Origin of the sequence: Streptomyces sp. MH60, from assembly GCF_002939385.1 — a bacterium.
Classification (GTDB): Bacteria; Actinomycetota; Actinomycetes; order Streptomycetales; family Streptomycetaceae; genus Streptomyces.
Map to the genome: position 1 here is coordinate 166815 of NZ_MULI01000006.1, position 21796 is coordinate 188610.

The following is a 21796-nucleotide window of genomic DNA, read 5'->3' on the forward strand; positions in this document are numbered from 1 at the left end:
CGCGATGTCGCAGGTGCCGGTGAGCACGGGAGCGGTCGTGCGGAACTCCTCTTCCGGTTGCGGTCACGCCCACGTCAAACCGGTCGAATCGGCCTTTAGGTTCAGCTTGGCGGGGTCCGGACGGCCCTCGCGCAGCGAAGACCAGGGAGGACGAATGGCCAGGATTGCGTTCCGAGGACGCGCGGCGGCGACCGTCGCGGCCGCGCTCGTTCTGGGAGCCACTGGGGCGACCCAGGCGGTGGCCGCTCCGGCGGACGAGAGCCGGTCGACGACGGCCGTACAGGCCCGGGCCGCGGCGGCGGCGGAGGTGGACTACGACACCTGGCAGAGCGATGTGCGCGAGGTGATCGACGAGGCCCGCCCCTACGTCGAGCAGCGGCTGGCCGACAGCGCGGGCGAGAAGCCGGCGATCGTCCTCGACATCGACAACACCTCGCTGGAGACGCACTTCCAGGTGCTTCCGCCGACGCCGGCCGTCAAGCCGACGCTCGAACTCGCCCAGTACGCTCACAGCAAGGGCGCGGCCATATTCTTCGTCACCGCTCGACCCGACCTGATCTCGTGGGTCACGGAGGCGAACCTGGAGGCGGTCGGGTACCCGATCACCGGTCTGTACCAGCGGAACATCGGTGACCTCTTCCGCGACACGGCCGAGTTCAAGACATCGAAGCGGGCGCAGATCGAGGCCGACGGGTACACGATCGTCGCCAACATCGGGAACAACACGTCGGATCTGGTAGGGGGCCACGCGGAGCGGACCTTCAAGCTGCCCGACTACGACGGGGCCCTGGACTGACCGGGACGCTCCGACCCCAGGCGCCTCCGGCCCCTGCCGTACCCGGCGGGCCGGAGGCGTTCACGCGAGGTCGCGTCGGCATGCAAAGGATGCCCTCGCCGCACAATGCGGTTTTCCGTAATCGTTTCAGTCAGGGGTATTTGACGTTACGAAGCTGTCCTGGGTACCTTCGAACTAACGGGAGCGACACAGGCAACTGTTGACCATCCTTCGGATGGATGTCCAGTTTGCCGCCTGTGTCTGCCTAGCGGGGGAATGGAGCTCGAAATGCGGGATGTCTGCCGTGTTGTATCTGCAGGCCGTACGGCCCTTCATGGGCCCAGTACGGCGTCTCGCTAGGTTATCTCTCTGGCTGTTTGCACGGGTATGACCCCGCGCCTGGATCCCCGCGCCCCACGAAGGCGCCGGAGCAGGGCAGGCGGGAACTCCTATTGGTCAAGCTTCAGGGGGAGCTGTGCCAAGTAACTCAGTCAATTTCGAGATAGCCAACGATTCCGAATCCATTGCGGAATTCACGGAATCACGGCAATCGCGGCCGTCGAGTGACGAAATAGAGGGCGTGCTGCTACAGGCCCGGAAACTCGTCGAAATCGCCGTCGACCGCCATCGCAACGTCGAGCGACTGGTCGCCTCGCTCGAACCGAACGACAATTCCGTCGGGGTCGCCACCGAGCAGATGATCGCCACCGCCCGTCACCACCTGGCCGTCGTCCTCACCGGAGAGGGCCAGGACGAGACCTACCAGCTGATCGACCAGCTGGGCCGGGCGACCGCACGCGGCGTCGGCGTCAAGCTGCTCGGCCGGGTCGGCCTGCTGCGCGACCGCCGCTTCCTCGAGCACCTCGACAAGTACGCGCCCGGAGTCGAAACCCGCCTGGCCAAAGCTCCGTTGCAGGAGGTTGTCCTTGCTGACAGCGTTGTCGGCGCCGTGTGGATCCGCAACGGAGTCGCCGTCCGTGAGGCGGTGGTCGTCCGGGCCCCGGCCGTCCTGCGCACTCTGCGCACCCTGTTCGCCGTCTCCTGGTCCGGCAGCGCCGCCCTCGCGGACCACCGGCGCCTGAGCGACCGCTCACGCAGCGCGGTCGGCCGGCGCATCCTCCAGGCCCTCAGCTCGGGGCGGACCGACGAGGCCGCCGCCCGTGAGCTGGGCGTTTCGGTGCGCACGTACCGGCGCAACGTCGCGGAAATTACCCGTGAACTGGGGGCGACCTCAAGATTTCAGGCGGGTGCACGCGCCGTGGAACTCGGCCTCCTTTCACCCTCGGGCGATCTCCTGCCCGCGGCTACCGGCCAGTTGGCGGGGTAAGAACTTGTCAGGCTGAGCTTTGACAATGCGGAAAACCTCAGGTCGCTGGCAGCTTGTTGTAGTTCTCCTTGTGGTGCGGACGGTCGGGATTGCAGGATCATCCTGCCTCCCCAAAAGGCGTCTCGGCCGCTATCTGCGAGGAACGGCATCGATGAGTGACGTGATGATCGAAGCAATGGAGCTGGGCAGGACGTTCGGTGCCACCCCGGCACTCGACGGCATCAGCTTTCAGATGGAAAAAGGGCGTGTGCTCTGCCTGCTCGGTCATAACGGAGCGGGGAAAAGCACGCTGGTGAGTATTCTCGCCACTCTGCTGCCGCCCACGAAAGGCACAGCTCGGGTCTCCGGATTCGACGTGGTGCGAGAGGCCCGGGACGTACGCCGCCGCATCGGACTGACCGGCCAGTTCGCGGCGGTGGACGAGAGCCTCACCGGACGCGCCAACCTGTTGCTGGTGGCCCGGCTCCTCGGAGCCGGCAAGCGGGAGGCCGCGGCACGGGCCGAGCAGTTGCTGGACATGTTCGCGCTGACCGAGGCGGCCGACCGGGCCGCGGGCACGTACTCGGGAGGCATGCGCCGGCGCCTCGACCTGGCCAGCAGCTTCGTCGGCCACCCCCAGGTGCTCTTCCTGGACGAACCGACCACCGGGCTCGACCCGGTCAGCCGCAACGCCCTGTGGGACCTGGTCCGCGAGGTGGTGGGCACCGGCACCACCGTGCTGCTGACCACCCAGTACCTGGAGGAGGCCGAACAGCTGGCGGACCGCGTCATGGTGCTCGCTCGCGGCCGGAGCGTCGCGGACGGCTCGGTCGCCCAGCTCAAGGAGCGTCTGGGCGGCAGCACCGTCCGGGCCACCCTCGCCGACCCCGGCCGCCTGCCGGCCGCGTTGAACGCCCTGCGCGCGGCGGGCCTCGACCCCTGTCCGGGCGAACCCGCGGGCACGGTCACCGCCCCCGTGGCGGGATCCATCGGACTGGCCGCCGCGGTCCGGGCCTTCGACGCCGCCGCAGTGGAGATCACCGGCATCTCGCTGTCCGAACCGACGCTGGACGAGGTATATCTGGCCCTCGCCGAAGAGCGCGCCGGCGTTCCGGTCCCTTCCTGAGGCCCCGCGCCTCCCCCACCTCGAATCCGAGCCGCGCCCGTGAATCTGTGGACCCTCAGCAGGCTGACCGACGTCCGTCCGCACCCCGCCACTCCGCCGGGAGCACCCCGGACCGCCACGCCGTGGAGCGTGCGGGTACGGGGGTGGTTCCGCGGACGGCGCGGCACCCGCGGCGACTTCACTCCCCACGATCATCGACGGCCTCGACCCCCCAGGAGCCCTTCATGACGGCGACCACGCCCACGTACCACTCGATCACCGAGGCGACGATGATGCCGCGTCTCGTCCGGCTCGGCCCCAACCTGTACGGCGCGGTCTTCTCCCTCATGAAGCTGCTTCCCGCGCGGTACATCCTCAAGCGCGCGCACTCCCGGGGCGACCTGGACACCGGCACGGTGATCGTGGAGACCACGTCGGGGACGTTCGGCCTGGCGCTGGCGATGCAGTCCGCCCTCATGGAGCGGGAGCTGATCCTCGTCAGTGACCCGGCGATCGACGCCAACCTGTACCGAAGACTGACCGATCTCGGCGCCACCATCGAGATCTGCCAGGAGCCCGCGCCGGTCGGCGGCTACCAGGAGGCACGGCTGCGCAGACTCGCCGAGATCCGCGCGGAACTGCCCTCCACCTTCTGCCCCGAGCAGTACAGCAACCCCGACAACCCGCGCTCCTACGGGGTGGTCGCCGAGCAGATCGCGCGTTCGCTCGGCACCGTCGACTGCCTGGTCGGGCCGGTCGGTTCGGGGGGATCGATGTGCGGCACCGCCGGCGGGCTGCGCGAACTGACCCCGCACACACAGGCCATCGGCGTGGACAGCCACCGCAGCGTGCTCTTCGGCCAGCCCGACGGCCCCCGCTCCCTGCGCGGCCTCGGCAACAGCCTGTGGCCGGCCAACCTCGACCACTCCACCTTCGACGAGGTGCACTGGTGCTCGGCGCCGGAGGCGTACGCCTTCACCAGGCGACTGCACGCCACCCACGCGCTGTTCCAGGGGCCGACCAGCGGTGCCGCCTACCTGGCCGCCAAGTGGTGGGCCGACCGCAACCCCGACGGACTGTGCGTCGTGATGCTCCCCGACGAGGGCTACCGTTACCAGGCGACGGTGTACAACGACGCCTGGCTCGCCGAGAACGGCCACCTGCTGCCCCACCCTCCCGCGGAGCCGGCCCTGGTCGACTCGCCGGCCGACGCCGGCGACGGCTGGACCCGGATGCTCTGGGGCCGTCGCACGTACGAGGACGTGAACGGCACCGTGCCGCGCTCCGGCGGGTCCCTGCCCGACCCGGTGCTTTCATGAGCGGCACGGGCCGGCTCACCCGCACGCTCGGAGCCCGCACCGCCCGCGTCGTCTACGGCGAACCGGGCCCGGACGACATCCGCCGGGAACTCGGCCACACCTCGGTCATCGACCTCGCGCACGTGGTGATGCTCACCGAGTGCGGGCTGCTGCCCCGGGACGCGGCCGCCGCCCTGCTGAGAGCCGTGACCGCCCTCCGCGCCGACGGCTTCCGGGAGCTGTACGACCGCCCGGCGCCGCGCGGCCTGTACCTGATGTACGAGAGCCACCTCATCGAGCGGCTCGGTGCGGACATCGGGGGCAAGCTGCACACGGGCCGGTCCCGCAACGACATCAAGGCCACCATCACCGCGATGCGGCTGCGCGACGACCTGGCGGACCTGCTCGGCGAACTGCTGCGCCTGCAGGCCGTGCTGCTGTCCCGCGCCCGCGCCCACCGCGACGTCGTCATGCCGGTCTACACGCACTTCCAGCCGGCGATGCCCGTCACCTACGGCTACTACCTCGCGGGGATCGCCACCGCGCTGGACCGGGACATCTCCGCGCTGCGGCACGTCGTCGCGGAGCGGAGCAACTGCCCGCTCGGCGCCGGTGCCGTGTCCGGCACGGACCTGCCCATCGACCCGGCCCGCACGGCCGAACTGCTCGGCTTCGACGGGCCGCCCCTGCACGCCATGGACGCGGTGGCCTCCCGGGACACGCTGCTGCGCGCCCTCGCGGCGGCTGCCGGGGCGGGGCTCACCCTGAGCCGCCTCGCCACCGACCTCCAGCTGTGGAGCACCCAGGAGTTCGGCTTCGTGGAGTTCCCCGAGCGACTGGTGGGCGGCAGTTCCGCCATGCCCCAGAAGCGCAACGCCTTCCTGCTCGAACACGTGAAGGCCAAGGCGGCGGCCGCCGTCGGAGCGTGGACCGCCTCGGCCGCCGCCATGAAGTCCACGCCGTTCACCAACTCCATCGAGGTGGGCACCGAGGCGGTCGGCGGGGCCTGGCCGGCGCTGGCCACCGTGCGCGACAGCGTGCTCCTGGCCCAGGTGCTCGTGAGCGGCGCCCGGCCGGACGGCCGGCGGATGGAGCAGCGGGCCCGGGAGGGCTTCGTGACCGCCACGGTGATCGCCAACCGCCTCGTGCGCCAGGGCGTTCCCTTCCGCACCGCACACCACGTGGTGGGAGCCGCGGTGCGGGAGGCGGTCGACGCCGGTGAGTCGGAGCTGACGAAGATCACGCTGCCGGAGGGCCTGCGGACCGACGTGAGCGCGGACGTCCCGGCGCTTCCCGAGCTCGTCGCCGAGCACGACCGGGGCGGCGGTCCGGGTGCGTGCGAGAGCGTCGTCCACGAACTCCGGGAGCGCTGCGCGGAGCACACCGCGGCCCTCGCCCGGTACCGTGCGCGGCTGTCGCGGGCGGAACGCGCCCTCGACGCGGCGGTCGCGGCCGTGACCGGCGCAAGAGACGAGGGAGCAGAGCGATGAACGGTACAGCGGTCCGATGGTTCGCCTTCCTGGAGAGCAACACCACCGGTACGGGGCGGGAGTTCTGCGCGCGCGCACGTGCTCGGGGCCTGCGGCCCGTGCTGCTGACACGGGACCCCGCCCGGTACCCGTACGTCACCGAGGACGCCGTCGACACCCTGGAGCTGGACACCTCGGACCTGGACGCCGTGGTGTCGGCCTGCCGGGGCCTGGCCGAGGGCACCGGACTGGCCGGGATCACCTCCAGCTCCGAGTACTTCGTGGCGGACGCCGCCCGCGCGGCGGCCTGCCTCGGCCTGCCGGCGGCCGACGGCGACGCGATCGCCCGCTGCCGGTCCAAGGACCTCCAGCGGGCGGCGCTCGCCGCCCACGGGGTCCCGGTGCCCGCCTGGACGGCGGTCTCCGACGTGACCGCGGCGGTGCGGGCGGCCGACGCCCTCGGGCATCCGGTGGTGCTCAAGCCGGTGAGCGGCTCGGGGTCCAGCGGTGTACGGCTGTGCCGTGACCGGGCCGAGACGGAGGAATGGGCCCGCGTGCTGTTCGAGCGGGCGACGGACGAACGGGGCAACACGGTGCCGGCCCGTGTCCTGGTGGAGACGGCCGTCGACGGGCCGGAGTTCTCCGTCGAGACCTTCGACGGCGACGTCGTCACCGTCGTCGCCAAGCACACCGCCCCCGCACCGCACTTCGTGGAGACGGGCCACGACATCCCGGCCCCCCTGGACCCCGGGGCGACCGCCGAACTCGGCGACACGGCGCTGGCGGCCCTCAAGGCCCTCGGGCTCGGCTGGGGCGCCGCCCACACCGAGATCCGCCGGTCCGCCGACGGCCCCGTCGTCATCGAGGTCAACCCCAGGCTCGCCGGCGGCATGATCCCCGTCGCCGTGCGGGCCGCGACCGGCGCGGACCTGGTGGACGCCGTGATCGCCCGGGCCGCGGGCCTGGACACGCCGCCCGGAGCGGCGGTCCCGGAAGCCGGGGCGGGCCACGCCGCCGTGCGGTTCGTGATCGCGGCCGGTGAGGGACGGGTCAAGGCCGTGACCGGGATCCGGGAGGCGGGCGCGGCGCCGGGTGTGGTGGTGGCCGTGCCCACCGCGGTTGTCGGCCGGCAGGTGCGGATCACGCACTCGTTCCAGGACCGCCTGGGCTGTGTGGTCGCCACCGGCTCCGGTACCGCGCAAGCGGCGGCCCACGCGGAGCAGGCCGCAGGACTGATCAGGATCGAACTGGAGGAACCGGCGACGCCGGAGGAAGGGAACGGGGGCCGATGAGCGGGCACCGCACTCAGCAGACGTACACCAGAATCCCCAGATGGACCATGCCGGGCAGCGACGAGCAGGGGGCGGCGGAGCACCGGGAGGCACTGCCCGCGCCACTCACCCGGGCGCTTCAGGAGCGCGCCGCCGACACCGGTGCGGGACTGCCGGCGGTGCTGCTCGCCGCGCACGCCCGGGTCCTGGCGACGGTGGTGGCCGAACCCGATCTGCTCATCGGCCTGGTCCCGGCGGCCGGCCGGGCCGAGTCGCCGCTGAGCCTGACCGTCACGGACTCCTCCTGGGCGGACCTCGTCGCGCTCGCGAGCACGGCGCCGGCCGCGGCACCCCGCGCGGAGGGCCGTCCCGAGGTGGTGTTCGACCTGTCGGGCCTCACACCGACGGCCGCCGCGCCCGCCGACCGCCCGGACCCGGGCGACACGGCCGTCGGCCTCGGCGAGGGTGTCGTGCTGAGGGCGGCCTTCGTCACCGGCTCCGCCGGGCTGTCGCTGCGCCTGGTGTACGACCGGGCACACCTCGACGAGAGTTACGCCCGGCGCCTGGCGGGCTACCACCTGCGCGCGCTGGAACTCCTCGCGGCGGACACCTCCGCGCCCCATCACGGCCGGAGCCTGTTGTCGGACGAGGAGGTCGACACCCACCTGTACGGCCTCGCGGGCCCACGCGTCGACCTGACCGACCGGACCTTCGTGGACCACTTCGAGGACCGGGTGCGCGAGGTTCCGGACGCGGTGGCCGCCGTGCACGGCCCGGTGCGCTGGACGTACCGCGAGCTCGACGGGCGGGCCAACCGGGTCGCCCACGCGCTGCTGGACGCCGGGGTGCGCACCGAGGACGTCGTCGCCGTGGTCATGGACCGCACCCTCGACTGGATCGCCGCGGCGCTCGGTGTGTTCAAGGCCGGCGGCGTCTACCTCCCGGTGCGCCCCGACTTCCCCGCCGACCGGGTGGCGGCCCAGTTGAGCCGCAGCGAGTGCGCGTTCGTGCTCACCGAGCCCGGCAGCGCGACTCTGGCAAAGAGGGCGGGTGAACTCACCGGCCGCGCGCCGGCCGTGCTGTCCGTACCGGAGATCCAGGGCTCCGGTGTTTCCGACGCGGCCCCCCGGGTGCCGGTCGCTCCCGGCCAGGCGGCCTACATCTACTTCACCTCCGGCTCCACCGGCGCCCCCAAGGGCGCCATGTGCGAGCACGCCGGGATGCTCAACCACCTCCACATGAAGCTCGACGACATGGAGATGACGAACGGGACCGCCGAGGTCGTCACCCAGACCGCCTCGCAGTGCTTCGACATCTCCCTGTGGCAGTTCGCGGCTCCGCTGATGGTGGGCGGCAGCGTACGCGTCGTCGACACGGACGCCCTGCTCGACGTCGCGGGCTTCCTCGACGAGATCGTCACGGGCGGGGTCACCGTCGTCCAGATCGTCCCCTCCTACCTGGAGGTGCTCCTGACCCACCTGGAGCAGCACCCCCGGCCGCTCGGGGCGCTGCGCACGGTGTCCGTCACGGGGGAGGCCCTCAAGTACGAACTGGTCCAGCGGTGGTTCGCCCTGTACCCGGAGATCAAGCTGGTCAACGCCTACGGCGCCACCGAGGTGTCCGACGACACCATGCACGAGGTGCTCGACCGGGTGCCGGACCGCGACTTCGTGACCGTCGGCCGCTCGCTGCGCAACGTCAACACCTATGTGCTCGACCAGGATCTGGCGCTGGTGCCGCTCGGCTCGCCCGGGGAGATCGCGTTCTCCGGGGTCTGTGTCGGCCGCGGTTACATCAACGACGAGGAGCGCACCCGCGAGGCGTTCGTGCCCGACCCGTTCCGCGACGGCACCCGGATGTACCGCACGGGCGACTTCGGGCGCTGGCTGCCCGAGGGGCGGATCGAGTACCTGGGCAGGCGGGACGAGCAGGTGAAGATCCGGGGCTTCCGGATCGAGATCGGCGAGATCGAGAACAAGCTGCTGGGCCTGGCGGGGGTCCGGGAGGCCGCGGTCGTCATCGACGGCACGGGCGACGGGCAGCGGAACCTGGTGGCCTTCTTCAGCGGCGGCGACGGCGGTGCCGGCCCGGACGCCGGGCCCACCACCGAACGCGCCCGGGACTTCCTCGCGGGACTGCTGCCCGCGTACATGGTCCCGACGTACTTCCACCGGCTGGACCGGCTGCCGCTCACCGAGAACGGCAAGATCGACAAGAAGGCCCTGGTCCGGCTGGCCGGCACCCTGGGGCACGGCGGCGCCGCCTACGCCGCCCCCAGTACGCCCGCCGAACAGCGGCTGGCCATGCTGTGGGCGCAGGTGCTGGGCGTGCCGTTGGAGCGCATCGGGCGGGACGACAACTTCTTCGAGCTGGGCGGGACGTCGCTGGCCGCCGTACGCCTCCTGGTGCAGCTGGACCGGGCGCTGTCCCTGAAGGACTTGGTCGCCCACCCCGTCCTGGCCGACCTCGGGCGGGCGCTGGACGAGCGGGTGCGGGGCGGTGAACGGGTCGCGGCGGAGAACCTGCTGCAGCCGCTGGCCAACGCCAGGGACGCCCATCGCACCCTGGTGTGCTTCCCGTACGCCGGGGGCAACGCCGTCAACTTCCGTTCCCTGGCGGCCGAGCTGGAGCGGGACGGCATCGCCGTGCTCGGGGTCGAGCTGCCGGGCCACGACTTCGCGGGCGGCGACGACCCGATGGCCGACGTCCCGGAGATCGCCCGCCGGGTCCGGGACGAGATCGCCGCGAGGGTCACCACGCCCGTGCTGCTGTGGGGCCACTGCGCGGGCGCGGCCCCGGCGCTGGAGACGGCGCGGCTGCTCCAGGAGGCGGGCCGTCCCGCCGAGCGCGTCTTCGTGGGCGCGCTGCTGCTGGAGGACGTCGGGGCGCTGCGCGCGGAGATGGCGGAGGCGTCGGAGGCGGACAACAAGACCCTGCTGTCCCGGCTGCGCGCGGACAACGCGTACGTCGAGCTCGACGAGCTCAAGCCGGAACGCGCCGACGTCGTGGGCCGGGCCTACCGGCACGACGTCCTGACGGCCAACAGCCACCTGATCCGGATCCGTGAGGACGCCGAGAGTCACCGCATCGACGCCCCGGTCGACGTCGTCGTCGCCCGCGACGACGCCTCGACGGCGCGGTTCGCGGCGGACCACGGCGACTGGAAGGCCGTCTCCGACCGGGTGACCCTGCACGAACTGGCACAGGGCGGCCACTACTTCATCGGCACACGACCGGCGGACACCGCCGCACTGGTGCGGGCCTGCTGCCCGAAGCCGGCGCACCGGGACTAGGAGGACCAGGGTGACGACGATCGACACGAGAACGCTGCCCGCCGACTACCGCCGGGTGGCCGCCACCGGGGTGAGTTCGGCCTTCGGCACGTTCGGTGAGCTTCTGCAGGGCGTGCTGCCGGAGGCGGACGGTGACTTCCTGGTCACCCTGCCCGTCGCCCGGTGGGCGGTGGCCCGCTTCGAGGTGGCACCGCACACGGACGTGCTGGAGGTGTGGCCGCCGCACAAGAAGAAGGCCCTGCGGCTCGCTTCGATGATCATGGAGGACGCGGGGCGGCCCGCGGGCGGTGTGCTGACGATCGACAGCACACTGCCCGAGGGCAAGGGTCTGGCCAGTTCCTCGGCGGACCTGGTGGCGACCGCCCGCGCGGTCGCCAACGCCCTGGACGAGCCCATGCCGCCGCGCCGCATCGAGTCCTACCTCGCCAGGATCGAGCCGACCGACGGGGTGCTCTACCCGTCGGTGGTCGCCTTCCACCACCGCAGTGTGCGGCTGCGCGCCCGGCTCGGCTCCCTGCCGTCCATGGCGGTGGTCAGCGTCGACGAGGGCGGCGCGGTGGACACCGTCGACTTCAACAGCATCCCCAAGCCGTTCACGGCGGCGGACGAGCGGGAGTACGTCCGGCTCCTGGACCGGATCACCGGTGCCGTCGCCCGGCAGGACCTGGCCGAGGTCGGCGCGGTGGCGACCGCCAGTGCCCGGATGAACCAGGTGCTGCGGCACAAGTGGTCGCTGGAGCCGATGATCGCGATCTGCCGCGAGGTGGGCGGTCTGGGCGTGGTCGTCGGGCACAGCGGCACCACGCTGGGAATCCTGCTGGACACCTCCGCACCGCACTGCCACGGCCGGCTCACGGCCGCCGCCCAGGCCTGCCAGGAGCTGGCCGGCAACGTGACGGTGTACCGCACCCTGAGCTTCGACTGACCCGGACACCGCAAGGGGCCGCACCCGTGACGCCGGGTGCGGCCCCTTCCGCGTCGTTCGGCTACGGCTGGAACGGTTCGCCGAGGCCGACCACGATCTCCCGTTCGCCCCGGTGGGGTTCGCGGCTGTGCGCCGTGCGGACGTTGTCGATCACGAGGAGGTCGCCGTGGCGCCACGGCTCGCGGACGGTGTGCTTCTCGTACACGTCGTTGATCAGGTCGACGCTCGCCCGGTCCAGCGGAGTGCCGTCGCCGCAGAACGTGTTGAAGGGCAGCCCCTCGGGACCGAACTCCGCCGTGAGGAACTCGCGGACCTCCGGGGCCATCGTCCACTCGTTGAGGAAGGCGATCTGGTTGAACCAGCACCGCTCACCCGTCTCCGGGTGCCTCACCACGGCCGGGCGGGTCTGTACGGTGTGCAGCGCGCCGTCGGCGTCCCAGCGTGCCTCGATGCCGTGCTCGGCGCAGTAGCGGTCCACCTCCGAGGGGTCGTCGGTGCCGAAGGCCTCCTGCCAGCCGATCCCGACGAAGGGGTTGTAGTGGCGGGTGAGCCGCCAGCCGTGCCGCTCGAAGCGGGCGACGAGGTCCTCCGGCAGGTCGCGCAGTACGGCGCGGCTGTCGGCGGTCGCGGTGCTGCCGCCGTCGGCCGGCGGGGTGAGGCAGGCGAACGCCATCAGCCGGGGGGCAAGGGACGCGTAACTGAGTTCGTGGTGCATGCACATGGGCTGGTCGGCGGGCCAGTGCGAGGAGGAATAGACGCCCTGTCCGTAGGTCTCGCGGGGCGCGAACCCCTCGCGTTCGATCAGCGGGTCGCCGATGACGCGGCCGACGGCCGCGGCGGCGGCCGCCCGGCTGTCCAGGCGCAGTCCGCGTACCAGTACGGCGCCGTTGCGGGCGACCGCCGCTCTGATCTCCGGCCGGCGGGCGGTGAGCCAGTCGACGGCGGCGCCGGGCGGCGCCTCGGTCGCGTCGAGGCGGACGAGCGGACCTGTTCCGGTTCCGGGCATGGGGCGATGCCTCTTTCGTCTCTCGGGAGGGGTGCGCCGTGCCGGTCTGCGGGCGCGGGGACACGGTTCAGGCGGGCGGACGCAGGAACGCCCGTACCGCGGTGATCGATCCGACGGTCGCGACCAGGACACCGGCGCCCAGCGCGGACCACACCTGGCCACCGAGCGGCTGGTCGAGGGCGAGTGCGCGGTTGGCCTCCATGGCGTACGACAGCGGGTTGACCGTCGCCAGCACCTGGAGCCAGTCCGGCAGCCGCTCCTTGGGGACGAAGGCGCTGGAGGCGAACATCAGCGGGAACGTGACGAGGTAGCCGGCGCTCTGCATGGCCTCGGGGTTGCGCAGCCACGCCCCCAGCGCGAGGAAGATCCAGGTCATCGCCCAGACGACCACGCAGGTCAGGAGGACCGCGGCCAGCAGCCCGAGCGGTCCGCCGGCCGGGTCGGCGTCCAGGAAGACCACCGCCACCACCACGAGGATCACCAACTGGGCGGTGGTGCGCAGCAGATCGGCGAAGCTGCGGGCGAACAGCAGCAGCGGGGCGTGGATCGGCAGGGTACGCAGGCGGGTCACCGCTCCGTTGTCCATGTCGCGCACCAGGCCGATGCCCGAGGCGACGGCGGGACCGATGCCGGTGGTCACCAGCAGGGCGGGCAGCAGGAAGTCCAGGTAGGCCACACCGTCGGGCAGGTGCCCCCGGTCGACGATGGCGCCGAACACCTGGCTGAGCAGCAGCAGCATGAACACCGGCTGGAGCATGCTGAGGACGACGACCTTGACGTGGGTGAAGTTGGCCCTGACCGAGCGCCCGGTGAGGATCAGCAACTGCGCCGTCAGGCCGCTGCCCTGCCAGGTCGGCACCGGGGCGGCCGTGAGCCGTGCGGTGGGCGGCGAGGTGCTGGTCATGGGGTTCCTCCGGAGTCGTAGGCCCGTTGCACACGGGACAGTGCCGCGAGCAGGTCGGCGGACGTGACCTTGCGGGCGGCGGACACGGCCGCCCCGCCGAGGGGCAGCGCGCCGGTGTCCCCCCAGCGGAGCCGTCCGTCGTGGTCGATGAAGCTCCTGGCCCGCCCGGCGTTGTCGGGGTGCAGGCAGTAGGGGATGTCGAGCAGACCTCGCCGGAACGCGGTCAGCAGGGCGGTACCCACGTCGTCGTGCAGGTCCAGCACGGCATGGACCAGGGTGCGGGCCTCGGCGTACACCTCGGAGTCCGCGGCGGGCGGGCCGGGGGGCGGTGCGGTGGCGGTGGCCGCGGCGCGCGCGGCGGTCTCCAGCGCCTCCACGTTGTCGGCGACGGTCGGGATGCGGTGCGCCTCGGCGGCCGTCTTCACGATCAGCCGGGACGCCCCGGAGGTCACCGCGAGCCGGGCGGCGGCCTCCAGGAGGTTCAGCGCGCCGCCGCGCGAGAGGGGGTACACGCCCATGTAGGCGTAGAGCACCACATGCCAGTCGGTGGGCCCGAGCAGTTCCCCGGCGAGCCGTTGCAGGGCGGCGACCGCTTCCAGGTCCTGTTGCGGGCTGGTCTGCTGGGCGTAGCTCAGGGACACGCTGCGCAGCCCGTGGCGGGCGAAGAAGAGGCCCTCCAGGACGCTCACCGCGACCAGAACGGCCGGCGGGCACAACTGCCCGAGCATGCAGCCGCCGAAGCTCTCCAGGTGCGGCACCCTGCCGTCTCCGGTGTGCTCGGCGAGCATCTCGCAGGCCGTGCGCCAGCAGACGACCGCGTCGGCCAGCGGGGTGCGGCTGTAGGGCAGGCAGTACGAGACCGGCCCGCCCTCCGTGGCGTCCAGGCCGAGGCCGAGCAGCGCCGAGACGATGTGCTCGGGCCGCGGGGAACCGTGTCTGACCTGGACGGGGAATGAGGCGTCGTGGATGCCGTCGAGCACGGCCCGGGTGGTTTCGGACGGGTGGGTGCAGATCGGGTAGCCGTTGAGCGTGACCCCCTCGGCCAGGGCCCGGCGGGCGGCTTCGAGGTCCCGTACCCGGGTGTAGCTGTCCAGGGTCAGCGTCCCCACCGTGACGGCGTCGGCCGCCCTGGTGCGGGCCAGCCCCCGGCGCATCCGTTCGGGGTCGCTGAAGCCCATGCGCGGCTGGACGACGAGCGTGCCGCGGGCCCGGGCTCCGGCCACGAACTGGCCGAAGGGGACCTGCGTCACGACACCGCTCGGGCGGGGGGCCGGGCCAGCATGTCGCGGAACGCGTTCACGTCTCCGTCGTCGAAGACCCCGTCGTAACCCGCCGCGAGCAGCCGGCGCACCTGGCCGACGTTGCGCAGTCCGTCGGTCCCGAGCTTGCCGCCGATCACGATGGTGGTGCCGGCGAGTTCCGGGCGGGCGCGCAGGACCTGGACCAGCCGGAGGCCGTCCTGGTGGCCGTGGCCGTTGACGCTGCTGACGACGATCAGGTCCGGGCGGAGTTCGACGGCCGATCCCATGACCAGGTCGTCGGGTGCGCAGGGGCCGAGGTTGGTGACCTCGTGGCCCCATTCCTCCAACAGGAGTTGGAGGTAGACGAGATTCCAGGTATGGGCGTCGGAAGAGGTGCCGGTGACCAGCACGGTAGGCATAGGGGTGCCAGGCATGGAATTCATCGGAATCCCGGAGTCGGGGAGTGCCGTAAGTCCCGGGCAGGAACACCCTGAAACGCGGCGCACTCAGCGGCTGAAAGGTTCTTTGGAATTGCGGTCGGCCTCGACTCTACTGGGGCGGGCGGGGCCGGAGCCGAGGATCGGCTGGCCGGTACTGGCCTCGTCACCCTCGAACTGCCTGCCGGTACGGGGGTTTTGTCCCTGTTGCTGAAGGGACCGCCGACTGCGGGTGCAGTTTGCTGTCAGTCGCCTTCCCCGCCCCTGGGGCAGCCGGTAGAAAGTCACGGCAGTGCCGATTCGGTGCGCGGAAAACCCCGTTCGCAACCACGAAGGGCAGGCCACGGATATGGCGGGAATCGTCACCGCCCCCAGTGTTACCGCGATGCTGAGGAAGCATGCGGAAAACCGGCCGGAAAAAGAGGCGGCGGCTTTTGTGACGGATCCCCTCCGGGAGGACGGGACGCAGTGGCTGACCTATGCCGAACTGGACGGGCGGGCCCGGAGTCTGGCCGTGCGCCTGCACCGGTCCTCCATCGGGCCCGGTGAGCGTGCCCTGCTGCTGTACCCCGCCGGACTCGACTTCCTGGTCGCGTTCTTCGGCTGCCTCTACGCCGGTGTCGTCGCGGTCCCCTCCTCGCTGCCCGGCCGCTACCGGCACGAGCGGCACCGGGTCCGGCGCATCGCGGACGACTCGGGCGCGGCGGCGATCCTGACCGACACCGGGACCCGCGCCGACGTCGAGGCATGGTGCGCCGAGGAAGGGCTCGGCGGTCTCCCCCTGCTGGCCACCGACGAGGCCGGACCGGGCCCCGGTGACTGGACGATGCCGGCCACCGGCCATTCCACCCTCGCCGTGCTCCAGTACACCTCGGGCTCCACCGGAGATCCCAAGGGCGTGATGATCAGCCACGGCAATCTGCTGCACAACGCCGAGAACATCGCGGACGCCCTGGGACTGGACGACTCCACGCGCGGCGGCGGCTGGATCCCCCACTTCCACGACATGGGCCTGATGGGCCTGATGACGACGCCGCTGATGACCGGCTCCGCCACCGTGCTGATGAGCCCCAGCACCTTCCTGAAGCGGCCCCACCTGTGGCTGCACATGATCGACCGGCTCGACATCAACTTCTCGGCCGCGCCGGACTTCGCGTACGACGTGTGCAGCCGGCGCGTCACCGACGCACAGGCCGAGGGCCTCGACCTCTCGCGGTGGCGGCACGCCGTCGACGGCTCGGAACCCGTCAGGTCCGCCGTCCTCGACCGCTTCCACCGGCGATTCGCCGCGTACGGGCTGCGCCCCGAGACGCTCGCCCCCAGCTACGGCATGGCCGAGGCGACCCTCTTCGTCTCCGGTGCGATCGGCATCGCGCCGAGCAGCGTGCGCGTGGACGCCGGTTCCCTCGAACGCGACGAGTTCCGTCCCGCCGCCGGAGAGTCAGGCCGGGACGTGGTCAGCTGCGGGCCGCCGCTCGGGGCCGAGGTCCTGGTCGTCGATCCGGGCACGCTGCGCACCCTGCCCGAGGGGTCCGTCGGGGAGCTGTGGCTGCGCGGCCCCGTCGTGGGGCACGGGTACTGGGGGCGTGAGGCCACCAACGAGGCCGAGTTCCGGGCCACCACCGCCGAGGGCGACAGCGGCTACCTGCGCACCGGAGACCTCGGAGCCCTGTACGAGGGCGACCTCTACATCACGGGCCGCATCAAGGACGTCCTCAACCTGCGCGGCCGCAACCTCTACCCGCAGGACATCGAGCACGAACTGCGGGTCCAGCGGCCGGAGCTGGGCAACCTGGTCGGGGCCTGTTTCGCCGTGCCCCAGACCGTCGGATCCGGTCAGGACGACGTCCTGGTGGTCACGCACGAGGTCCGCGGCATCAAGGACGAAGAGCGGCTGAGGGAACTCGCGGCGGACATGCGGCTCACCGTCGCCCGCGAGTTCGGTGCCCCCGTCGGCGCCGTGCTGCTGCTGCGGCCCGGCGGTGTGCGCCGCACCACCAGCGGCAAGATCCAGCGTTCGGCGATGCGCGAGCTGTTCCGGGCCGGCGCACTGGAGCCGACGTACGCGGACTACCAGCCCACGCTGCTGCCCACGGCCGCGAGCCGCGAGCAGGCCCCGGCATGACGGCCGCGCCCGCCGCGCCGGTGGCCGCCCCCGTCACGGAACTGACCCGCCTCCTCGGCGAACTGACCGCACCCGGCGAGCCCTTCTCCGGCGAGCGGCTCGCCGCCCTGGACGAACGGGAGGCCTTCCCCACCGACGCCTGCCGCGCGCTCGACGCCTTCGGCCTGGCGCACTACTACGTGCCGGCCGAACACGGCGGCGCCCTCGACGACTTCGGCCTGGTGACCCGGCTGCTGCGGGCGGTGTCCCGCGTGGACCTGACGGTGGCGGCGGCCCACGGCAAGACGTACCTCGGGGCGGTCTCCACCTGGATCGCCGGCGATCCGCAGCGGGCGGCGCGCCTCGGCCGCCGGATCCGCGAGGGCGCGGTCGTCTCCTGCGCGCTGACCGAACGGCACCACGGCAGCGACCTGCTGGCCGGCGAGGTCACCGCCGAGCGGGTGGATGGAGGCGGCGGCTGGCGCCTCACCGGTGAGAAGTGGCTGATCAACAACATCACCCGCGCCGATCTGGTCACGGTGCTGGCCCGTACCAGCCCCGAGGGCGGCCCGCGCGGCTTCAGCCTCTTCCTCGTCGACAAGGAGCGGCTCGCTCCCGGTGCCCTGTCCCCGCTGCCGAAGGTTCCCACGTACGGAATCCGCGGGGCGGACATCAGCGGTCTCGCCTTCCACGACGCGATGCTGCCGGACGACGCTCTCGTCGGGGCGCCCGGCCAGGGGCTCGAGATCATCCTCAAGGCGCTGCACGTGACCCGCACGGGTTGCATGGGCATGTCCCTGGGCGCGGGAGACCACGCCCTGGAACTGGCCGCCCGGTTCGCCGCCGAGACCGCCGACCGCGGCACACCGCTCGCGCGGGTTCCCCACGTACGCCGGGAGTTGGGCGAGGCCGTGGCCGGCCTGCTGCTCGCGGAGGCCGCCGGGGTGGTCGCCGCACGGTCCGTCCACGCGCTCACCGGCGAGATGAGCGTCGTGTCCGCCGTCGCCAAGGCGTTCGTGCCGGCCCAGGTCGACGACCTCGTCGCCCGCCTCCTCCACACCCTCGGCCCCTACGGGCTCATGGACGCCGACCCGCACGGGCACTTCGCCAAACTGGAGCGCGACCACCGCATCATCGGCATCTTCGACGGCAGCAGCCTGGTCAACCGCAACGCCCTGATCGACCAGTTCCCCCGGCTCGCCCGCGCCTACCGCAAGGGCCGCCGGGACGAAACCGGTCTGGCCGAGGCGACCGACGTCCACGCCCCGCTGCGTCCCTTCCGCCCCGAGACCCTCAGCCTGCTCTCCGGGACCGGCGCTTCCGTCGTCGCCGCCCTGCCGTCGGCCGTGGACCGCGTCCGCGACCTGGCGGCGTCCGGAGGCGCGACCCGCGGGCTCGCCACCCTGGCGGAGGCAATCCGGCGGGCCACGGACGGGCTGCACGAGCGGATGGCGACCGTCCGCTACTCCCCGCGTGCCGTGCCCGGCCACGCCTTCGGACTCGCCGAGCAGTACGAACTGTGCTTCGCCGCGGCGGCCGCGGTCCACCTGTGGCTGCACCGGCCCGACCGCGTCGACGAGACCTGGCTGCGGGCCTGCCTGGTGAAGGCCCTGACCGACCTCGGCGAACCCGTCGAGCCGGCCGACCGCGACGCCTTCGACGTCCTCACGGACGTGCTGCTGTCCGCGCCCGGCACGGTCCCCTCGCTCCTCGACTCCCTGGAGGGTGCGGCCCGATGACCGCGGTCACCGTCTCCACCGACCTCGCCGACACCGTCGAACGGCATCTCGGCGACCCGTACGACAGCGCCAACCCCCGTGGCTTCGCGGCGGTCCTGGCCGCGCGCGAGACGGGCCGGTCACGGGCCGGGGACCTGCTCCCCGACGCCCTCACGGCGCGTGCGCACCTCACCCCCGAGGCGTGGCTGCACGCGCTGCGTGCTCTGTACCGCCGCTCGCCCGGCCTCGGCAGCACCGTCCGCACGCGCCTGAACGAGAACGGACCGCGGGCCGCGGCCCTGGCCGTCGGCGCCTGCGTCGGAACCCTCGACTCGGCCCTCCGCGTCACCGTCCGCCATCTGCGGGGCCGCCTGCTCTACGGGGCGCCCGCCATCGACATCCCCCAGTTGCGCGAGGTGCTCGCGGGAGTCCACGCCGACCTGCTGCTGTGCGACGTCCTGACCACGCTCGCGGTCCGCGGCGAGGACGCGCTGCCCGCTCGGCAGGGCGCCCACGAGCAGGCGGTGCTCGGACTGGTCCCGCGCGTCCTCCAGGGCGCCCTCGACCGGCTGTCCGTCCTGATGGGGTCGCGCTTCTACATCCGGGAGGGGGAAACCGGCATCTTCCAGCTGCTGCTGAACGGGGCCCAGCGGGAGCTGTTCGCCCCGGCACACGGGCCTCGCCCCGCCCCCGGTCCCCTGCCGTTGACCGAGCTGGTCACCGCGCCGTGCGCCGCCGCCCTCCTCGACCCCGAACTCGCGCGGGCAGCCCCCGGCCGGGTGCTCACCACGCCGGCGCGGCGCCCACCCCAGCCTTCGGGGGACGTCCAGCAGCGCCTGTACGCGGACCTGATCCGCCGCTACGAGGGCGCCCGCACCTTCGACCTGGTCGAACGCCGGATTCCCGACCGCCCCTGATCCGCCTCCGCTTCCAAGAAAAGGACAGCTTCATGCCCGAGTCCGACCTCGACACCCCCACCGCCGGCAGCCTCGCCCGCTGGCTCACCGACTGCGTGGCCACCCACCTGGAACGCCCGGTCGACACGATCGACCCCTTGGTCCCGCTCTCCGACTACGGGCTCGACTCGCTGTACGCCCTGTCGGTCATCGCCGAGCTGGAAGACCACTTCGACATCTCCGTGGACCCGGCTCTCATGTGGGACAACCCCACCGTCGACGCGCTGAGCAAGGCCCTGGCCGACGAACTGGCCGTCAACGGCTGACGGTCACGGCCCTCCCTCCCCCCGCAGTCCAGCACTTCCGCAGAATCGAGAGGACCGCACCGCCATGTCCGAAGCCCGTCTGCTCCGTCGACCCGTCTCCGCCGCGCAGTCCGGCATCTGGGTCGCCCAGCACCTGCACGCGGACAGCCCCCTCTACAACTGCGGTGGCTACTACGCGATCGCCGGGCCGGTGGACGCGGAGATCCTCGCCGAAGCGGTACGGCGGGGCGTCCAGGAGACGGAGGCGCTGCGCTCGCGCTTCGCCCAGGAGGAACGGGACACGGACAGCGGCCCGGAAGTGACCCTCCACCAGCTCGTCGAGCCGGCCGAGCCGCACCCCCTGCGGTTCGTCGACCTGCGCGCCGCCTCCGACCCGGAGGCGGCCGCCCACCGGTGGATGAACGCGCGCATGGCCAGGCCCTTCGACCTGACTCGCGGCCCTGTCAGCGAACAGGCCCTGCTCACCCTCGCCGACGACCTGCACTGGTACTTCCACGGCTACCACCATGCCGTCCTCGACGGTTTCGGCCAGTCCGTGTACGCCACCCGCGTCGCCGCGCTCTACTCCGCCCTCCTCGCCGGGGAGGAGCCCTCGCCCACCGGCTTCGCGACCCTGGACCGGGTCGTCGCCGACGAGGCGGCCTACGCCGGCTCACGACGGCACGCCAAGGACCGCGCCCACTGGCGTGAAGTCTTCACCGACCTGCCCGAGCCGGTCTCCCTCGCCGGCCGCGCCTCCGGCAGCACCCACAGCCTGCGCCGCCACGTCCGCACCCTGCCCTCCCCGCTGGCCGAACGCCTCACCCGGGCAGCCGCCCGTGCCGGGGTGCAGTGGCCCGCCCTGGCCCTGGCCGCCACCGCCGCCTTCTTCCACCGGATGACGGGCGGAACCGACTTCACGTTCTCGATCCCGCTGGCAGGACGCTCGGGGCGTACGTCCCTGACCACACCCAGCGCCATGGTCAACGTGCTGCCCCTGCGCGTGAGGCTCACCTCGGACATCCGTTTCACCGAACTGGCCGCACAGGTGTCCCGGTCCCTGGCCGACGTCGTCCGTCACCAGCGCTTCCGCGGCGAGGAGCTCATCCACGAGCTGGGCCTCTCCGGCGCCGGCCAGGCCCGCCTCGGCCCGACCGTCAACATCATGGCCTTCGCCGGCGAGCCCCTGTTCGGCACCACACCCGCCGTGACCCACCCGCTCTCGACCGGCCCCGTGAACGACCTGAAGATCAACTTTTACGGCACGGCCGACTCGCGCTCCGGCATCCGTGTCGAACTGGACGGCCATCACGAGCTGTACGGAGCGGACGAACTCGCCTCTCACTCCGACCGGTTGGCACGGGTCCTGGAGTGGGTGGCCGACAGCGGCGACGATTCCCGGGTTTCCGAGGTGGAGGTGCTGGAGGAGGCCGAGCGGGAGCGGGTGCTGTCCGGCTGGCAGGGGGCCTCGCGCGCGGTGCGTGGGGCGTCCTTGCCCCAGCTCATCGCCGAGCAGGCGGCACGGACACCGGACGCGGTGGCGGTGGAGTGCGGTGACCGGTCGCTGACCTACCGGGAGCTGGACGCCTGGTCCGCCCGGACCGCCGGATGGCTGCACCACCAAGGCGTGGGCCGGGGCACGTTCGTCGCGGTGAAGCTGCCGCGTTCGGTCGAACTGATCGTGGCGCTCCTCGCCGTCACCAAGGCCGGCGCCGCCTACGTTCCCGTCGACCCGGAGTACCC

General features: G+C 72.3%; 17 protein-coding genes. 13 read left to right on the plus strand and 4 right to left on the minus strand.

Going from position 1 to position 21796, the window contains the following annotated elements; genetic code table 11:
* Window positions 1-154 precede the first annotated feature (154 nt).
* From BZZ08_RS07120 to BZZ08_RS07155, 8 genes are all read left to right on the plus strand, one after another.
* Window positions 155-796: an HAD family acid phosphatase gene (locus BZZ08_RS07120; RefSeq protein ID WP_104631269.1), complete on the plus strand. Its 642-nt coding sequence runs from the start codon at window positions 155-157 to the stop codon at window positions 794-796.
* A gap of 559 nt (window positions 797-1355) precedes the next feature.
* Window positions 1356-2102 carry a helix-turn-helix transcriptional regulator gene (locus tag BZZ08_RS07125; RefSeq protein ID WP_104631270.1) on the plus strand — a complete coding sequence of 249 codons (747 nt, stop codon included), beginning with the start codon at window positions 1356-1358 and terminating at the stop codon, window positions 2100-2102.
* Between the two features lie 151 nt (window positions 2103-2253).
* A complete protein-coding gene (locus BZZ08_RS07130; RefSeq protein ID WP_104631271.1) occupies window positions 2254-3207 on the plus strand; it encodes an ATP-binding cassette domain-containing protein in 954 nt (317 codons plus the stop codon).
* Between the two features lie 224 nt (window positions 3208-3431).
* Window positions 3432-4505: a cysteine synthase family protein gene (locus BZZ08_RS07135; protein ID WP_104631272.1), complete on the plus strand. Its 1074-nt coding sequence runs from the start codon at window positions 3432-3434 to the stop codon at window positions 4503-4505.
* On the plus strand, window positions 4502-5974 hold the full coding sequence (gene argH / locus BZZ08_RS07140) for an argininosuccinate lyase (protein ID WP_104631273.1): 1473 nt from the start codon (window positions 4502-4504) through the stop codon (window positions 5972-5974). The genes BZZ08_RS07135 and argH overlap by 4 nt, the downstream gene beginning before the upstream one ends.
* Complete coding sequence (locus tag BZZ08_RS07145; RefSeq protein WP_104631274.1) at window positions 5971-7245, plus strand: ATP-grasp domain-containing protein; 1275 nt, start codon at window positions 5971-5973, stop codon at window positions 7243-7245. Before argH ends, BZZ08_RS07145 begins: the two co-directional genes overlap by 4 nt.
* Window positions 7246-7292: 47 nt before the next feature.
* A complete protein-coding gene (locus BZZ08_RS07150; RefSeq protein WP_104631275.1) occupies window positions 7293-10517 on the plus strand; it encodes a non-ribosomal peptide synthetase in 3225 nt (1074 codons plus the stop codon).
* A gap of 10 nt (window positions 10518-10527) precedes the next feature.
* A complete protein-coding gene (locus tag BZZ08_RS07155; protein WP_241965395.1) occupies window positions 10528-11442 on the plus strand; it encodes a GHMP family kinase ATP-binding protein in 915 nt (304 codons plus the stop codon).
* Between the two features lie 61 nt (window positions 11443-11503).
* Here the strand turns inward: BZZ08_RS07155 and BZZ08_RS07160 are convergent, their stop codons facing one another.
* The 4 genes from BZZ08_RS07160 to BZZ08_RS07175 form a co-directional block, all read right to left on the minus strand.
* Window positions 11504-12448, minus strand: a complete 945-nt coding sequence (locus BZZ08_RS07160; protein ID WP_104631276.1) for a TauD/TfdA family dioxygenase — start codon at window positions 12446-12448, stop codon at window positions 11504-11506.
* A 67-nt stretch (window positions 12449-12515) separates the two neighbouring features.
* Complete coding sequence (locus BZZ08_RS07165) at window positions 12516-13352, minus strand: ABC transporter permease (RefSeq protein ID WP_104631277.1); 837 nt, start codon at window positions 13350-13352, stop codon at window positions 12516-12518.
* Entirely contained in the window at window positions 13349-14602 is a 1254-nt protein-coding gene (locus tag BZZ08_RS07170) for a methylaspartate mutase (RefSeq protein ID WP_104631278.1), read from the minus strand. The genes BZZ08_RS07165 and BZZ08_RS07170 overlap by 4 nt, the downstream gene beginning before the upstream one ends.
* Complete coding sequence (locus BZZ08_RS07175; RefSeq protein ID WP_342210967.1) at window positions 14599-15027, minus strand: cobalamin B12-binding domain-containing protein; 429 nt, start codon at window positions 15025-15027, stop codon at window positions 14599-14601. The genes BZZ08_RS07170 and BZZ08_RS07175 overlap by 4 nt, the downstream gene beginning before the upstream one ends.
* Before the next feature lie 388 nt (window positions 15028-15415).
* Between BZZ08_RS07175 and BZZ08_RS07180 the strand changes: the two genes are divergently transcribed.
* From BZZ08_RS07180 to BZZ08_RS07200, 5 genes are all read left to right on the plus strand, one after another.
* Window positions 15416-17155 carry a fatty acyl-AMP ligase gene (locus BZZ08_RS07180; protein WP_274543254.1) on the plus strand — a complete coding sequence of 580 codons (1740 nt, stop codon included), beginning with the start codon at window positions 15416-15418 and terminating at the stop codon, window positions 17153-17155.
* Complete coding sequence (locus BZZ08_RS07185) at window positions 17152-18873, plus strand: acyl-CoA dehydrogenase family protein (RefSeq protein ID WP_104631281.1); 1722 nt, start codon at window positions 17152-17154, stop codon at window positions 18871-18873. The genes BZZ08_RS07180 and BZZ08_RS07185 overlap by 4 nt, the downstream gene beginning before the upstream one ends.
* Entirely contained in the window at window positions 18870-19769 is a 900-nt protein-coding gene (locus BZZ08_RS07190; RefSeq protein ID WP_104631282.1) for a hypothetical protein, read from the plus strand. Before BZZ08_RS07185 ends, BZZ08_RS07190 begins: the two co-directional genes overlap by 4 nt.
* Window positions 19770-19801: 32 nt before the next feature.
* Window positions 19802-20074, plus strand: coding sequence for an acyl carrier protein (locus BZZ08_RS07195; RefSeq protein WP_104631283.1), 273 nt, complete (start codon window positions 19802-19804; stop codon window positions 20072-20074).
* Between the two features lie 64 nt (window positions 20075-20138).
* The coding region (locus BZZ08_RS07200) for a condensation domain-containing protein (protein ID WP_157953318.1) at window positions 20139-21796 on the plus strand (1658 nt) is incomplete at its 3' end.

Bases quoted from the DNA above. Each gene is read 5' to 3' on its own strand.
- BZZ08_RS07130 (WP_104631271.1), top strand. From the start codon at position 2,254: ATGAGTGACGTGATGATCGAAGCAATGGAGCTGGGCAGGACGTTCGGT.
- argH (WP_104631273.1), top strand. From the start codon at position 4,502: ATGAGCGGCACGGGCCGGCTCACCCGCACGCTCGGAGCCCGCACCGCC.
- BZZ08_RS07175 (WP_342210967.1), bottom strand. From the start codon at position 15,027: ATGCCTGGCACCCCTATGCCTACCGTGCTGGTCACCGGCACCTCTTCC.
- BZZ08_RS07120 (WP_104631269.1), top strand. From the start codon at position 155: ATGGCCAGGATTGCGTTCCGAGGACGCGCGGCGGCGACCGTCGCGGCC.
- BZZ08_RS07165 (WP_104631277.1), bottom strand. From the start codon at position 13,352: ATGACCAGCACCTCGCCGCCCACCGCACGGCTCACGGCCGCCCCGGTG.
- BZZ08_RS07145 (WP_104631274.1), top strand. From the start codon at position 5,971: ATGAACGGTACAGCGGTCCGATGGTTCGCCTTCCTGGAGAGCAACACC.
- BZZ08_RS07160 (WP_104631276.1), bottom strand. From the start codon at position 12,448: ATGCCCGGAACCGGAACAGGTCCGCTCGTCCGCCTCGACGCGACCGAG.
- BZZ08_RS07135 (WP_104631272.1), top strand. From the start codon at position 3,432: ATGACGGCGACCACGCCCACGTACCACTCGATCACCGAGGCGACGATG.
- BZZ08_RS07180 (WP_274543254.1), top strand. From the start codon at position 15,416: ATGCTGAGGAAGCATGCGGAAAACCGGCCGGAAAAAGAGGCGGCGGCT.
- BZZ08_RS07185 (WP_104631281.1), top strand. From the start codon at position 17,152: ATGACGGCCGCGCCCGCCGCGCCGGTGGCCGCCCCCGTCACGGAACTG.
- BZZ08_RS07150 (WP_104631275.1), top strand. From the start codon at position 7,293: ATGCCGGGCAGCGACGAGCAGGGGGCGGCGGAGCACCGGGAGGCACTG.
- BZZ08_RS07195 (WP_104631283.1), top strand. From the start codon at position 19,802: ATGCCCGAGTCCGACCTCGACACCCCCACCGCCGGCAGCCTCGCCCGC.
- BZZ08_RS07190 (WP_104631282.1), top strand. From the start codon at position 18,870: ATGACCGCGGTCACCGTCTCCACCGACCTCGCCGACACCGTCGAACGG.